The organism is Rhodococcus sp. 21391 (genome assembly GCF_016772255.1).
Classification (GTDB): Bacteria; Actinomycetota; Actinomycetes; order Mycobacteriales; family Mycobacteriaceae; genus Rhodococcus_F; species Rhodococcus_F opacus.
This window is the reverse complement of sequence record NZ_CP063781.1, coordinates 5,057,755-5,072,260: the sequence shown is the minus strand read 5'-3', so window position 1 is coordinate 5,072,260 and position 14,506 is coordinate 5,057,755. Positions and strand designations below refer to the sequence as shown.

General features: G+C 67.9%; 17 protein-coding genes. 10 read left to right on the top strand and 7 right to left on the bottom strand.

The features are described from left to right. Positions 1-2 precede the first annotated feature (2 nt). Positions 3-620 (top strand): TetR/AcrR family transcriptional regulator, encoded by a 618-nt coding sequence (locus GO592_RS23575; RefSeq protein WP_007299177.1) that lies wholly within the window; start codon positions 3-5, stop codon positions 618-620. Between the two features lie 49 nt (positions 621-669). Beyond that, positions 670-1,599: an alpha/beta fold hydrolase gene (locus GO592_RS23570; protein ID WP_005258512.1), complete on the top strand. Its 930-nt coding sequence runs from the start codon at positions 670-672 to the stop codon at positions 1,597-1,599. 33 nt (positions 1,600-1,632) lie between these two features. Here the strand turns inward: GO592_RS23570 and GO592_RS23565 are convergent, their stop codons facing one another. Beyond that, entirely contained in the window at positions 1,633-2,406 is a 774-nt protein-coding gene (locus tag GO592_RS23565) for a VOC family protein (protein WP_007299176.1), read from the bottom strand. Between the two features lie 111 nt (positions 2,407-2,517). On the opposite strand from GO592_RS23565, the gene GO592_RS23560 reads away from it, so the two are divergent. Beyond that, on the top strand, positions 2,518-3,804 hold the full coding sequence (locus GO592_RS23560; RefSeq protein ID WP_007299175.1) for a lactate 2-monooxygenase: 1,287 nt from the start codon (positions 2,518-2,520) through the stop codon (positions 3,802-3,804). Positions 3,805-3,808: 4 nt separating this feature from the next. Here GO592_RS23560 and GO592_RS23555 read toward each other — a convergent pair whose 3' ends face one another. Beyond that, on the bottom strand, positions 3,809-4,105 hold the full coding sequence (locus GO592_RS23555; RefSeq protein ID WP_007299174.1) for a response regulator transcription factor: 297 nt from the start codon (positions 4,103-4,105) through the stop codon (positions 3,809-3,811). 107 nt (positions 4,106-4,212) lie between these two features. Continuing rightward, complete coding sequence (locus tag GO592_RS23550; protein WP_039952176.1) at positions 4,213-5,313, bottom strand: GmrSD restriction endonuclease domain-containing protein; 1,101 nt, start codon at positions 5,311-5,313, stop codon at positions 4,213-4,215. 172 nt (positions 5,314-5,485) lie between these two features. On the opposite strand from GO592_RS23550, the gene GO592_RS23545 reads away from it, so the two are divergent. The 3 genes from GO592_RS23545 to GO592_RS23535 all read left to right on the top strand — a co-directional run bounded on the left by GO592_RS23545 (position 5,486) and on the right by GO592_RS23535 (position 7,544). Next, on the top strand, positions 5,486-6,478 hold the full coding sequence (locus GO592_RS23545; protein ID WP_007299172.1) for an alpha/beta hydrolase: 993 nt from the start codon (positions 5,486-5,488) through the stop codon (positions 6,476-6,478). Then, entirely contained in the window at positions 6,475-6,936 is a 462-nt protein-coding gene (gene arfB, locus GO592_RS23540) for an alternative ribosome rescue aminoacyl-tRNA hydrolase ArfB (RefSeq protein ID WP_005258505.1), read from the top strand. Before GO592_RS23545 ends, arfB begins: the two co-directional genes overlap by 4 nt. A 125-nt stretch (positions 6,937-7,061) precedes the next feature. Continuing rightward, entirely contained in the window at positions 7,062-7,544 is a 483-nt protein-coding gene (locus GO592_RS23535) for a sigma factor-like helix-turn-helix DNA-binding protein (RefSeq protein WP_007299170.1), read from the top strand. Between the two features lie 6 nt (positions 7,545-7,550). On the opposite strand, the gene GO592_RS23530 is transcribed toward GO592_RS23535, so the two are convergent. Genes GO592_RS23530 through GO592_RS23515 form a run of 4 tightly spaced genes read right to left on the bottom strand, consistent with a single transcriptional unit; the run spans position 7,551 to position 9,469 of the window. Next, on the bottom strand, positions 7,551-7,901 hold the full coding sequence (locus tag GO592_RS23530) for a VOC family protein (protein WP_005574977.1): 351 nt from the start codon (positions 7,899-7,901) through the stop codon (positions 7,551-7,553). A gap of 40 nt (positions 7,902-7,941) precedes the next feature. Next, complete coding sequence (locus GO592_RS23525; RefSeq protein WP_007299169.1) at positions 7,942-8,505, bottom strand: SRPBCC family protein; 564 nt, start codon at positions 8,503-8,505, stop codon at positions 7,942-7,944. Then, on the bottom strand, positions 8,502-8,819 hold the full coding sequence (locus GO592_RS23520) for an ArsR/SmtB family transcription factor (RefSeq protein ID WP_005258499.1): 318 nt from the start codon (positions 8,817-8,819) through the stop codon (positions 8,502-8,504). Before GO592_RS23520 ends, GO592_RS23525 begins: the two co-directional genes overlap by 4 nt. Before the next feature lie 32 nt (positions 8,820-8,851). Further along, complete coding sequence (locus tag GO592_RS23515) at positions 8,852-9,469, bottom strand: TetR/AcrR family transcriptional regulator (protein WP_007299168.1); 618 nt, start codon at positions 9,467-9,469, stop codon at positions 8,852-8,854. A 125-nt stretch (positions 9,470-9,594) separates the two neighbouring features. Between GO592_RS23515 and GO592_RS23510 the strand changes: the two genes are divergently transcribed. The 4 genes from GO592_RS23510 (at position 9,595) to GO592_RS23495 (ending at position 14,505) form a co-directional block, all read left to right on the top strand. Further along, positions 9,595-10,521 (top strand): AurF N-oxygenase family protein, encoded by a 927-nt coding sequence (locus tag GO592_RS23510; protein ID WP_082324974.1) that lies wholly within the window; start codon positions 9,595-9,597, stop codon positions 10,519-10,521. Next, the gene (locus GO592_RS23505; protein ID WP_007299166.1) at positions 10,518-12,329 is read left to right on the top strand and encodes a DUF4873 domain-containing protein; all 1,812 of its coding nucleotides are present in this window, start codon (positions 10,518-10,520) and stop codon (positions 12,327-12,329) included. Before GO592_RS23510 ends, GO592_RS23505 begins: the two co-directional genes overlap by 4 nt. Before the next feature lie 51 nt (positions 12,330-12,380). Beyond that, positions 12,381-13,523, top strand: coding sequence for an XdhC family protein (locus GO592_RS23500; protein WP_039952200.1), 1,143 nt, complete (start codon positions 12,381-12,383; stop codon positions 13,521-13,523). A 76-nt stretch (positions 13,524-13,599) separates the two neighbouring features. Continuing rightward, positions 13,600-14,505 (top strand): FAD binding domain-containing protein, encoded by a 906-nt coding sequence (locus tag GO592_RS23495; RefSeq protein WP_005258493.1) that lies wholly within the window; start codon positions 13,600-13,602, stop codon positions 14,503-14,505. Position 14,506 lies beyond the last annotated feature (1 nt).

Genomic DNA, 14,506 nt, shown 5'->3' with positions numbered 1-14,506 from the left:
TCATGAGTCAGCCGGCGCGCCAGTACCGCGGTCGAAGTTCGGAGGAACGCGCCGCGGACCGTCGCGCGCGACTGCTCGAGGCGGGACTGCAGGTGTTCGGCACCGTCGGCGGCGAGAAGGCGACCATGACCGCGATCTGCGCCGAGGCGAAACTGACGGAACGCTATTTCTACGAGAGCTTCCACAGCCGGGACGACCTGCTGGTGCAGGTGATCGAGGGCATTGCCGCGGAGATCGCGGAGGCGACGCGGGTCACCCTCCAGACCGTGACCGGCGATCCCGAGGTGCGGGCGCGGGCCGCGATCGCGACGTTCGTCGACATCTTGACGGCGGACCCGCGGAAAGGGCGGGTGTCGATCATCGAATCGGCGGGCGCCGAACCGCTGCGGACGCGACGGCGTGAATTGTTGCGGGCGTTCGCCCTGCTGGTCGCGGAGGAATCGAAGGAACTCTACGGCGACCGGGCGTGGTCGTCGCCGCAGGATGAGATCACCGCGCTGCTGTTCGTGGGTGGGCTCGCGGAGCTCATGACGGCGTGGCTGAACGGCGAGATCGAGGTGTCTCCCGAGCAGATCGTCGATGCCGCGACCTACCAGTTCACGTCCACCGCGCACCGCTGAGCGGGTCCCGGGCGGAAACGTGACGGGTGTCACGTGCGAAGCTGTGGGCATGGTGGATATCGCACGCCCGCAGTTGGAGGGCACGGTCGCGGTAGGCGAGGGGCGTCGGCTCGGCTTCGCGGAGTTCGGTTCGGCACAGGGCAGGGCGGTGTTCTGGCTGCACGGCACACCCGGTGCGCGGCGGCAGGTGCCGATGGAAGCGCGCGCGTTCGCCGAACGCGAGCACGTCCGGCTGATCGGAATCGACCGGCCGGGGGTCGGGTCGTCGACGCCGCACCGGTACGGCGCCGTGATCGACTTCGCCGAAGACCTGCGTACGGTCGCCGACACGCTGGGCATCGATCAGATGGCCGTGGTTGGCCTGTCCGGAGGCGGCCCCTACACGCTGGCCGCGGCGTACGCGATGCCCGACCGCGTGGTCGCGACCGGCATCCTCGGGGGTGTCGCGCCGACGAAGGGTCCCGACGCGATCCGCAGCGGGCTGATGGATCTCGCCGTCCTGGCGGCTCCGGTGCTGTCGGCGGGCGGTGTTCCCGTCGGGTTGGCGGCGAGTTCCGTGATCAGGCTGGCGAGGCCGTTCGCGTCGCCGATCATCGACCTGTACGGGCGGCTGTCGCCGGAGGGCGACCGTCGTCTGCTCGCGCGGCCGGAGTTCAAGGCGATGTTCCTCGACGATCTGCTCAACGGCGGCCGTAAGCAGCTCAGTGCACCGTTCGCCGACCTCGTCCTGTTCGCGCGGGACTGGGGATTCCGGGTGAATGCGGTGAAGACCCCGGTGCGGTGGTGGCACGGCGACTGCGACCACATCATTCCGCTCCGGCACGGGCAGCACATGGTGTCGCTTCTTCCCGACGCCGAGTTCCACACGATGCACGGGGAAAGCCATCTCGGGGGCCTGGGCATGTCCGAGGAGATTCTCCGCTCGCTCCTCGACATCTGGGACGCCAAGGAGGCGCAGGCGCCGTTCGGCCCGGTGTGACGGTGGCGCGGTCTGCACGCCACCGTCGCCGGGTCAGGACTGCAGGGTCGTGATCTGGAACGTGGCGCCGAGGGGGTCGGCGACGGACGCGAGCCGCCCGAACGGTGTGTCCTCCGGTTCGCGCCGAACGCTGCCGCCCAGTTCGGTCACCTTCGCGACCGCCGCGTCCGTGTCGTCGACGCCGATGTAGAACTGCCAGAACGAGGGGACGCCTTCGGGCAGGAACGAGTCGGCGTCCATGACTCCGGCCACCGTGCGGTCGCCGAGGTCGGCCTGCGAGTACCGGAATTCGTCCGTGTCGCCGAGAGCTCGATAGGTCCAGCCGAAGACGTCCGCGTAGAAGGAGAGCGCCGCCGCGTAGTTCCGCGACAGCGTTTCGTGCCAGACGGGTGCGCCGGGTTCGTCCACGAGACCGAAGCCGCCGTGTCGATCGGCCTGCCACACGCCGATGACGGCGCCGGCGGGATCGCCGAGGATGGCCATCGCGCCCTGGTCGCCCACGGTCATCGCGGGCATCATCACCTGCCCGCCCGCCTCGGCCGCCTTCGCGGCGGTGGCCTCCGCGTCCTCGGACGCGATGTAGGTGGTCCACACGTTGCCGTACGGGTTGCCCTGTTGTTGCGGACCAAGGCCCGCAATGGGTTTGCCGTTCTTGCTGAAGATGGAGTACCCGCCGTACTGCGGATCCTCGTTGGTGTCGGACCTCCACCCGAACAGCCCGGTGTAGAACGGAATGACCTGTTGGGGGTCGGAACTGGTGAGATCGATCCAGCAGGGAGCGCCGGTGAGGGACGGGCAGTCGGGCATCGCGGTCTCCTAGGGCATGGTCGGGGCAGCGCGCGGTGTGGTGCCGGTCACAAACCTACGCGTCCCGACGACCTGCCGTCGGTTCGCGACGCGCTGTGGAAGACTCGGCGCATGTCTGCGAGCGAGAACCAGGACAGCCCGGGCCGGGCCCGCCAGAATCTGATCTACCGCGACGGCGTCCTCGGCCGCACACCCTCCGTTCCCACCGATTTCGACACGCTGGAGCGACGCGCGCGGAGGAAGATGAGCGCGAAGGGGTGGGCGTACGTCCACGGCGGCGCGGGGCTGGGTCGCACGATGCAGGCCAACCGCGATGCGTTCGACAAGTGGCAAATCGTTCCCCGGGTGCTGCGCGACGTCTCGAAGCGCGACATCGGGGTCGAGTTGTTCGGGCGCAGGATTCCGGCCCCGGTGCTGCTCGCCCCGGTGGGTGCCGCCGAACTGGCCAGCCCCGAGGCGGATGTGGCGATCGCCGCTGCTGCCGCCGAACTGGGTGTGCCGTACATCTTCTCCAACCAGGGCTGCGCACCGATGGAGGAGAGCGCCGCGGCGATGGGCGACGCACCCCGGTGGTTCCAGCTGTACTGGAGCACCGACGACGATCTCGTCGACAGCCTGCTCCAGCGCGCCGAGAACATTCGTGCGGACGCCGTCGTCGTCACCCTCGACACGACCATGCTCGGCTGGCGCCCGGAAGACCTCAACCTCGGCTCGCTGCCCTTCGCGCAGGGCCAGGGGATCGCGCAGTACACGTCCGATCCGGTGTTCCGCCGGATCGTGCACGAGCGGATCAAGGCTGCCGCCGGCAAGGCGGACGTCGAGGTGACACTCGGCGCGATCCGGTCACTGGTGTCGATGACTCGGCGCTTCCCGGGCCGATTCCTCGACAACCTGCGGTCGCCGGAACCGCGGGCCGCCGTGGAGACGTTTCTCGACATCTACTCCCGGCCGTCGTTGAGCTGGGCCGATATCGAGACCCTCCGCAGCAGGACGTCGCTGCCGATCCTCCTCAAGGGCGTCCTGCACCCGGACGACGCCAGACGCGCGCTCGACGCCGGGGTGGACGGCATCGTGGTGTCGAATCACGGTGGGCGGCAGGTGGACGGCAGCGTGTCGTCGCTGGACGCGCTCGTGGACATCGCGCCCGTCGTGGACGGCAGGCTGACGCTGCTCCTCGACAGCGGAATCCGCACGGGAGCCGATGTCTTCAAGGCCCTCGCGCTGGGTGCGGACGCGGTGACGCTCGGCAGGCCCCACCTGTACGGCCTGGCCCTCGCAGGTCAGGCCGGTGCGCGGGACGCCACCGCCAACGTGATCGCCGAGTTCGACCTCACGATGGGTCTCAGTGGCCTGACGTCGGTGGCCGAGATCGACCGGGACGCCCTGCGCAGGGCGTGACACGTCAGAGTTCGGCGATCGTGATGATCCCGTCCTGGAGGGCCCGCACCAGCAGCGTCGTCTTGGTGGACGCGTCACGTCCGACCAGCGCGTACTTCTCGCGGATGCGGGTCAGGTGCGTGTTGACAGTTCCGAGCGCGATGTGGAGGTCGGCGGCGACGGCGAGCTTGGAGTCGCCGCGCAACCAGTGGCGGAGAACCTCGATTTCGCGCGCCGACAACGCCGGCTTCGTATACGTGCGGGCGACTGCCGGTTCGTCGGTCTGTGGGGGGTGCCCGAGTGCGTCGGGTGCAGTGGTCATGCCGATCTCATCTTTCTGACATGTACGAAAGCGCTACAGGTACCCGACGTCCCTGCAGGCAGTTCAGGTTAACTGGTGGCGGCGGCGTGTGTCGCGGCAGGCCCGGATCAGCTCTCACAGCCGACGCCGTCGCCGTCGCGATCGAGGTGGGTGCCGTAGCCCGGCTCGCCGAGGTGGATCGGCGCGGCACCGGCCGCCTTGGCCGCCGAACAGTTCTTGTAGTAGACGTCGCTCGGCGGTGCCGTGTCGACGAACGGGACCGGTGCGGTCGCGGGTGCCGGAGCGGGAACGGGTGCGGGTGCTGGTGCTGGGACCGCTTCCGGGACCGTGGCGGTGCTCGGGGCGGGCGCGACGGCAGGCGTCGCCGCCCCGCAGTCCTGGAGAACCCGGGCGATCGCATCGTGCTCGGCCTGGGTCACCCACAGCCCGTACGCGGCCTTCACCTCCACCTGATCGGCCACGTAGGTGCACCGGTAGCTCTTGTTCGGGGGCAGCCAGGTTGCGGCGTCTCCGTCCGACTTCTGCTGGTTGGTGGGGCCGTCGACGGCTTTCAGGTTCCGCGGATCGTTGGCGAAATTCACACGGGTCACGGTGTCGAGCTGCTGCGCCCCCTTCTGCCAGGCGTCGGACAGCGCGACGACGTGATCGATCTGTACGGCATTCGACGTGCCCTCACCGCGGACGAAGGAGATGGTGTTGCCCGTGTACGGGTCGAGCAGCGTTCCGGTCTGTACCGCGCAGTCGCGGGTGCCCGGCTTGAACACGATCTGTTCGAGGTCGCGCCCGAGGATGTCGTTCCGCGTGTCGCACCCGTTGTGACCGCCGTCGACCGTGACGTCGTCGGTCCACGCCTGGCCGAAGAGATCCCGGTCGTAGCCGGTCTTCGGTGCGCGCCCCTTGATCTCGAGTTCGGCGAGTTGCTGCAACGCGGCGGTCGCGTCGGCGCCGCCGAGTGTGGCGGGTGCGACGGGTGAGAGGGCGAGCGCAGACGAAACCGGCACCGGTGTCGACGTACTCGACGCGACACGCACGGTCGTCGAATCGGCGACCGTGGGCGTCACGGACGCGGATACCGCTGTGGCCTGGGCCGATTGGTCGTCCCGTCCGGGGCTGAGGAACGAGACCGCGGCCACGACTACGACGATCCCGCCGGTGATCCAGGGCCACTTCTTACGAGTGGCAGATGATGAGGGCGGGGGAAACGTCATGCCGGTCCTTCAATGAACGTGGGGGGTCGAATGTTCATCGCGCGGGAGGGCTCTTCCGTTACTCGGTATCGCGGGAACTGTTAGCATGCCCGGGACCGGAATTCGTGTGGGTGGAGGGCGGTACTCGGTCGTGACACGACAAGTCTTTCGGGGGAAATTGCGAACAGCGGCCGTGACGGCCGTGACCGTGGTCTCTCTCTGCCTCGGCGGCACCGTCGCGGCGGCCGCCGATCCGATCGTCGACACCGGTCAGGCGCTCGGTTCCGCGGTGGCGCCGAACGGGTCGACGCTCGATCACGTCACCGTGATCGATCCGAGACACCTGACGTTGCACGTCTTCTCGGCGTCGATGCAACGGGTCGTTCCGGTGTACGTGCAGCGCCCCGCCGACACGAGCGTGCCGAGGCCGACGCTGTACTTCCTCGACGGTCAGGTCCGTCGGGAGAAGACCGATGTCGAAGAGTTCCTGGCCGGCCAGAACGTGAACGTCGTCAGCCCTTCCGGCGGCGAGAACGCGTATTGGACGGACTGGAAGAGCCCCGACCCGGTGATGGGGGTGAACAAGTGGAAGACCTTTATGACTCAGGAACTTCCGCCGGTCGTCGATGCGGCCCTCGGAACCAACGGAGTCAACGCGCTCGCCGGCATGTCACGGGTGGGTACTGCCGCGCTGCAGTTGGCGATCGCCGCCCCCGGCCTGTTCCGTGGCGTGGCCGCCTACAGCGGTTGCGCTCTGACCAGTGATCCGCTCGGTCAGCTCTTCATCAAGATCACCATGGACAACTACGGCTACGGCAACCCGGCCAACATGTACGGCGAGGCGGACGATCCGGCGTGGGCGGCGAACGATCCCTACGTTCACGCCGCCGAACTGCGCGGAACGGAACTGTTCCTCTCCAACGGCAACGGTCTGCCGGGGCGCCACGAGACCCTGGACGGCCCCGGGATCGACGGGAACGTCGCTACGCTCGCGCGTCAGATCTACGCGGGCGGTCCCATCGAAGCGGTGACCAACTACTGCACCCATCGATTCACGGATCGCCTGGGGGAAATGGGAATACCTGCAACCGCGAGTTTCCGTAACTCGGGTACACATTCGTGGGGATACTGGCAGGACGACCTGCACGATTCCTGGCCGGTGCTGGCCCGGGCGCTGGGAGTGTGAGCGACGTTCCTCCGGTGTTTCCCGGTGGCGAGGTCACCGACGACCTCGAGATCACGCGGTCGCTCGTCGTTCCGGCCGCCGAGTTGCAGTGGCGGTTTTCCCGCGCCGGCGGTCCCGGCGGTCAGGGAGTCAACACCACGGACTCGCGGGTGGAGTTGCGGGTGAACCTATGGACGTTGTCGACGCTGTCGCCGTCCCAGCTCGAACGCATGCAGGTTGCTCTGGGGCACAGGCTCATTGACGGGGTGGTCACCGTGACGGCGTCCGAAACCCGTTCGCAGCTGCGCAATCGGCGCGCGGCGCGGGCCCGGATGGCAGCGTTGTTGCGCGCGGCGGTCCTCGCCGAAACCCGTACCCGGCGTCCGACCAAGGCGACCAAGGGTTCGCACCGACGAAGACTCGACGCCAAGAAGCAACGCGGCCAGACCAAGAACTTGCGGAGGAAGCCGGACATGTAGGTGGTTTCACGCACCGGGAAATGGGGAATCTCCCGGATGTGTTGACCCCGTGTGTGCCGGAGGATGAGTACGGAAGCGCCGTGACGGATGACCGGAGGCGACGAGGTCGGGGGATCGAGGGCAACATGAGTGTGCTTGACGAGGAATTACATTCGGAAGCGACGGCCTTCGCGGCGGGGGATCGCGAGGCGGTCGAGCGAGTGATGACGACGCTGTGGCCGCAGGTAGTGCGCTATTGCCGTACCCGCGTGGGGAATTCGACGCAGGTCACGCGGCCGGCGGACGAGGTGGCGCACGAAGCGCTGCTCGCGGTCGCGCGCGGACTTCCGGCTCTCGCTCGCAGTGACCATCCTGTCCGCGAGGTGTATCGCGTCGTGAGCCGGACCGTTTCGGATGTGCACGGCGGCTCGGCCGGAAGTCCCGACGTTCCGGCGGAAGTGGTCGGACTGCTGCACCCTCTCGACGCCACGGCCCGGGAGATCGTTCTGCTGCGGGTCATCGACGGGCTGTCCGTGCACGACACCGCGGGCCTCCTCGGCCTCCCGGTGGGCCGGGTCCTCGTCGTGCAGCACGAGGCGCTGCGGACACTTCGGGCGAAGGTGGCCTGACCGGCGTCAGCGCCGGCCGGACAGGACGCAGAACTCGTTGCCCTCGGGATCGGCTAGCACCACCCAACTCTGCTCGCCCTGACCGACATCCGCATGCCGGGCGCCGAGCCCGAGAAGCCGCGCGACCTCGGCCTGTTGATCGTCGGGCCGGAAGTCGAGATGCAGCCGATTCGGAGTTCGTTTCCGATCCGGAACGGCCACGAACAGGATTTCCGGGTGGCTGTCGGCCCGGGGCCGGATGTGGACGTCGCCGTCGGAGTCGGTCACGGCGCCCCAGCCCAGGGCCTCGGCCCACCAGCGTCCCAGGGCTGTCGGATCGAGAGCGTTGACCACCACGGCTTCCCATTGCAGTCCCATGCGTCAACGGTACGGCGAGCGGTTGGCGCGCGTCACGGATTCACTGCAGCGTCGGATCGACCGGTTCGACGCCGAGGCGTTCGGAGTACTGCTCGTTGAGTTCGCGCCAGCCGTAGTTCATCGCCTCGGCACCGACGATCGGTCCGATCGGATTGCCGTCGAGCAGGGCGTCGGCGACGTCCAGGCACATGTGCCACCCGGCGGCCGTCATCGCCGCGGTGTGCTGGTCGTCGACCGTGTGGCGCAGGGTCAGTCGCGTGCCCGCGTAGGTTTTGTCGATCGTCCAGAGCAGGACGTCGTCGCCCCAGGCGTGTTCGAGGACGTGAGGTGAGTCGGCCCGGGTCACGGTGCCGTCGAGTTCGGTGCGATTCTGCCCGTCGACCATGATCAGGGTCGCGGGACCGACAGTTCCGAGGTTCCGGTCCGCAGTGTACGGCGCCCACAGCGGAAGTTCGCCGGGGTCGGTGAGCGCGGTCCACAGCGCCGACGGCGAGTGGGTGAACTCGCGAACGAAGGTGAGGGCCCATCGGGTGCCGTCGGGTCGTGCTTCGACGTGCCGCAGTGGGCCGGGGCGGTAGTCGCGTCGTGCGTCTGGCTCGGTCATGACGGGGTCTCCTTCGAATCGAGGTGCCGCTCCAGGGCATCGAGGTGATGCGTCCACAGCCGGCGGTAGGGCTGCAGCCACGCGTCGAACTCGTCGAACGGTTCGCGGTGCAGGCTGTAGATGCGTTGCTGGGCCGCGGTGCGGCAGGTGACGAATCCGGCCTGTCGCAGCACCCGCAGGTGTTTGGACACGGTCGGCTGGGGCAGTGCGAGCTGGTCGACGAGTTCGCCGACACTGGCGTGGCCGGCCCGCAGCTGTTCGAGGATTCTGCGCCTCTGCGGTTCGGCGACCACGGTGAACACGTCCGGTGCCATGGTATGAGTATGCTCCTTCGCGTATATACGCGTCAAGGAATATAAACGTCCGGTTGTGGCATGAACGCGATCGACAGCAGGGACCGGACGAACTCGCGCAGAGCCCGCTCGTCGGACGTGTCCACGATCCCCTCCGTGATGATGAGCGAGCCGATGATGCGGAACGCCCACTCGGAGATGGCGATGGGACTCACGCCCGACAGTTGGTCGGGAGAGAACAGGCGCTCGAAATGGGGGGTCAGCAGTTGCGCCCCGAGTTCGATCATCGGCTTCGCCTTGACCGTGAACCAGGGAAGTACCACCTCGGGGTCGTCGCGCAAGCCCTTCTGCAGCAACCGGTGTTCGCGTGCGTACTGGACGGCGAACACGACGGCGTCGACGAATCGCACCTGGAGTCGGCTCTGCCGTCCTCGCAGCACCGGGTCGAGCACGACGAAGAATCGCGAGATCTCCCGCTGGAAGAGGGCGTCGAGGATGGCGGACTGATCGCCGACGTATTTGTAGAGCGTGGGCCGGGACAGTCCTGCCCGCTCGGCGATGACCGCGTGAAGCCGGGTGCTGTAGCCGAGTTCGATCAGGCATTCCTCGGCCGCATCGAGGATCCGTTCCCGGAGTTCGCCGGGGGTCGGTGTCGTCGGCTGCGTCCTCACGGCCCTGATTGTGCTGTTCGGGTGGGGTGGGTGCAAACAGAAGCCGCAAATGTGAACTCGAGTCACAGATAACCATTGACCTACGTCACACCCGGGTTTACGTTTTACCTATAAACGGCAACGAGATGGAATCGCGCTCGATGAAGGGAACAGCGATGTCTCAGCGTTCACACACGATCGCCCGGGAAGAAGTCGCCGGCCGGCTCCTCGCAGGCTCCGTCAAGCGTTCGTACGCTCCCGTCGTCGACATCGACTGGGACGCGCCCCTCGAGGACGGCAAGTACTTCCTGCCGCCGCAGGTCCTGTCCCTGTGGGGAACCGAGATGTGGGACCGGATGAGCGAGGCGCAGCGCATCGAGCTGTCCCGGCAGGAATCGGCGAATATCCTCAGCGTCGGAATCTGGTTCGAGAACATTCTCAACCAGGCGCTCCTGCGCGCGCTGCTGCACAACGACCCGAGCTCGCTGCACACCCGGTACATGCTCACCGAGATGGGCGACGAGTGCAGGCACATGACGATGTTCGGGCGCGCCATCGAGCAGATGGGCGCCAAGCCCTTCCAGCTCCGGTGGCATCAGGCAGTCGTGGTCAACCTGCTGCCCAAGACGTTTCGCGGGACCATGCTGTGGGTGGCCGCGCTGATCGGTGAGGAGATCTTCGACTCCACGCAGCGGCGAGTCCTCGAGGACCCGCAATTGCAGCCGATGATTTCCCGGCTGATGCGGATCCACGTCACCGAGGAGTCCCGGCACATCCGATTCGCGCGCGAGGGGGTGCGTCGCCGCGTCGCAGAAGGCCACCGGATCGACCGGCTGTGGGTCGGAACGCTGCAGGGGATCGGCGGCCCGCTGTTCCAGCGGCTGTTCACCAACCCGGCCATGTACGAGCGGACCGGACTGGATCCGAAGGAGGCGCGTCGACAGGCGCTGGCAAATCCGAACTTTCGCGAGAATCAACGCCGCGGGTTCGAGTCGCTGGCCGCGTTCCTCGAGGAGAACGGCCTGATGCGAGCGACGTCCCGCGCGCTGTGGCGGCGCGGAGGATTCCTGTGACACCCGGGGTCGCCGAGCCGGACGTCCTCGTCGTCGGCACCGGATTCGCCGGATTGTGTGTGGCGATCAAGCTGAAGGAGGCGGGGGAGGAGAACTTCGTCGTCCTCGAGAAAGCCGATCGGGTGGGCGGGACGTGGCGGGAGAACACGTATCCCGGGTGCGGTTGCGACGTGATGTCGCTGATGTACTCGTTCTCCTTCGCGCCCAACCGGAAATGGACGCGAATGTACGCGCGGCAACCCGAGATTCTCGACTACATCGAACGGGTGGTCCGCGACTACGATCTGGCACCGCACATCCGGTTCGGCTCCGAGGTGATCTCCTACGAGTTCGACGAGAGAACGGACCGGTGGCGGGTGGAGACCCGGTCAGGTTCCGTCTATCGGCCGCGGATCGTCGTCGCCGGTCCGGGACCGCTGCACAAACCCAGCGTCCCGGATCTTCCCGGGCGGAAGTCTTTCTCGGGTGCGGCATTCCATTCCGCCGAGTGGGATCACTCGGTCGACCTGACCGGTAAGCGGGTGGCGGTCGTCGGCACCGGAGCCAGTGCCGTGCAGTTCGTTCCCGAGGTCGCGAAGACGGCTGCGCACGTCGACGTCTTCCAGCGGACTCCGCACTGGATTCTGCCGAAGTTGGACCGCCCGATCACGGCCGGGGAGAAGGCGGTGTTCAATGCCGTTCCCGGAGTCCAGAAGGCCTACCGCGGTGCGATCTACTGGAGTCACGAATCGCTGATCGCCGGGTTCCTGCACCCGCGGCTGATGACGGTGCTGGAGTCGGCAGCCCGGGGTCTGCTGCGCAGGCAGGTGCGTGATCCCGAACTGCGCGCCACCCTGACCCCCGACTACACCATCGGCTGCAAGCGGATTCTGGTGTCCAGCAATTTCTACCCGGCCCTGCAACGCGGGAACGTCGATCTGGTCACCTCGGGCATCTCGGAGGTCACCGAGCGCGGGATCCGCACCGAGGACGGAACGATGCACGAGGCGGACGTCATCGTCTACGGCACCGGTTTCGCCGTCGGCGACCGGTTCGAGAACGAGCGCATCGTGGGCCGGCGCGGGCTGACGATCCAGCGGGCGTGGCGCGACGGCATGGAGGCGTACCTCGGTGTCGCGGTCGCGGGGTTCCCGAATTTCTTCCTCATGATGGGGCCGAACTCCGGTGGCGGCAATCAGTCGATCGTCTTCGTCATCGAGGCCCAGGCGCACTACGTCACCCGATGCCTGGCGCTGATGAAGAGGCGCGACGCGACGCGGATCGAGGTGCGTGCGGGCGCGCAGCGCGAATTCAACCGGGTGGTCCACCGCAAACTCGCGCGCTCGGTGTGGAATTCGGGTGGTTGCGACAGCTGGTACCTCGATTCCACCGGCCACAATCGGGCGGCGTGGCCCGGGTCGAGCGCATCCTACTGGCGGCGCATGCGCAACCCCGACGATCGGCACTTCGAGCTGAGTTCGCTCGCCGAGCGCGAGGACGACACCCAGTACTGCGGGCCCGGTGTGCTCACGTCCGGCGACCTGACGGTGGCCGTCGAGGTCTTCCTGAGCGGTCACATCGAACCGCTGGACGGCCTCTACCACTGGTACGGCCGCGTCGTCGGCGACGGCGTCGACGCGGCGAAACGGCGCAACCGCGCCCCGTTGTTCCTCACGATCGGGGACGGTCCGGAAGTGCCCGCGGCGCTCGCCGAGCGCGACCCGTGGGGCCACTACCGGATCTCCGGGGTGGGGACGCCACCGTTCCCGCTGACGCCGGTCGAAGTCGAGGTTCCCGTCTCCCGGGCCAAACTCGCCTCGGCGGAATAGGCTTGTAGCTGAGCGTGTATCACACGTCGGACTCGAGCGGGAAGGGTGCTGATGCGCGACGTGCTGGCGGACCTGATGGCGGTGTGGACCGCGGGTGGGACGGCGGGTGTCGGGACGGTGGTCCGCACGTTCCGCTCCGCGCCGCGACCGCCGGGGGCGTCGATGGTCGTGGCACCCGACGGCAGCGCGTCCGGTTCGGTGTCCGGCGGGTGCGTCGAGGGAGCGGTCTACGAACTCGCGTCCGAGGTCACGACGTCCGGCACGCCGGTGCTGCAGCGGTACGGGATCAGCGACGAGAACGCGTTCGAGGTGGGTCTCACCTGCGGTGGAATCATCGACATCTTCGTCGAGCCCGTGTCGCGGGCCAATTTTCCGGAGCTCGGTGAGATCGCCCGGGACATCGAGAACCACCTGCCGGTCGCGGTGGCCACCGTCGTGGCGCACCCCGATGCGGCTCGGGTGGGGCGCCGGCTGGTCGTCCGGCCCGAGCACGTGAGCGGTTCGCTCGGCTCGGACCGGGCCGATTCCGCGGTCACCGACGACGCCCGGGGCCTCCTGGCGGCGGGCGGCAGCACGGTCCTGACGTACGGAACCGACGGTCAGCGTCGCGGCGAGGGCATGGAGGTGTTCGTCGCCAGTTACGCGCCGAGGCCGCGCATGCTCGTGTTCGGGGCCATCGACTTCGCTGCCGCGGTGGCCCGGCAGGGCGTCTTCATGGGATACCGGGTGACGGTCTGCGACGCCCGTCCGGTGTTTGCGACGCACGCGCGGTTCCCGACGGCCGACGAGGTGGTGGTGGATTGGCCGCACCGGTATCTCGCTGCCCAGGCCGAGGCCCAGGCGATCGACGGCCGGACCGTGATCTGTGTGCTCACCCACGACCCCAAGTTCGACGTTCCCCTTCTCGAGACGGCGCTGCGCCTCCCGGACGTCGCCTACATCGGTGCCATGGGATCACGCAGAACGGACCTGGACCGGCGCGAACGCCTCCGCGAGGCCGGTCTGACCGACACCGAGCTCGACCGGCTGTCGAGCCCCATCGGCCTGGACATCGGCGCCCGGACACCCGAGGAGACGGCCGTGTCCATCGCCGCCGAGATCATCGCCCGCCGGTGGGGTGGCACGGGGCGCCCGCTGGCGGAGTCGAGCGGTCGGATCCACCACGAGGAACCCGTCGATTTCTGCGTCGACTAGGGCGGTTCACCCGGGGTTGACGGACCGTCGGTTCTTGCGGAGGCTGAGAGCATCCACGTTTGTGAGGTAGGTCACAATGCAAGTACCAGGATCCTTCGAATACGAGCGTGCCACGGGCGTCGAGGACGCCATCGCCCTGCTCGACCGGCTGGGCGACGAAGCCCGCCTCGTCGCAGGCGGCCACAGCCTGCTCCCCATGATGAAACTTCGCCTCGCCAATCCCGAGTACCTGATCGACATCAACGACCTCGAGGGCGAACTCGGCTACATCACGACCGAGCGGTCGAGGCTGCGGATCGGTGCGATGACGCGGCACCGCCGGCTGCTCGAATCGGACGAGCTCGCGGCGGCGTTCCCACTCTTCCGTGACGCGGAGAAGGTGATCGCAGACCCGGTGGTCCGCAACCGCGGGACCATCGGCGGATCTCTGTGCCAGGCGGATCCGGCCGAGGATCTCACCACTGTCTGCTCTGTTCTCGACGCCACCTGCGTGGTGCGCGGGCCCGGTGGGCGCCGCGAGATCCCGATGTCCGAGTTCCTCGTCGGACCGTACGAGACGGCGCTCGCACACAACGAGATGCTCATCGAGATCGTGATACCGGTCCACGGTCACAGCTCCAGTGCGTACGCCAAGGTCGAACGGCGGACCGGAGATTGGGCGGTCACCGCGGCCGGAGCGGCCGTCACGGTGGAGGGTGGCGAGATCGCCCGGGCCGCTGTCGGCCTGACCGCGGTCCACCCGGATCCGTCCGGACTCTCGGATGTCGCCGACTACCTGACCGGACGTCCCCCGTCCGAGGAGGCGTTCGCCCAGGCCGGGCGGATGGCCGCGCAGGCCTGCGAGCCCGTCGCGGACGCACGCGGCACCGTCGACTACAAACGCCATCTCGCATCCGAACTCACGATCCGCACACTCCGTACAGCGGTCGACCGGGTGCTCCGCAGCGACGTGGAGCACGAGCCGACCGGAGAAGAGGCATAGC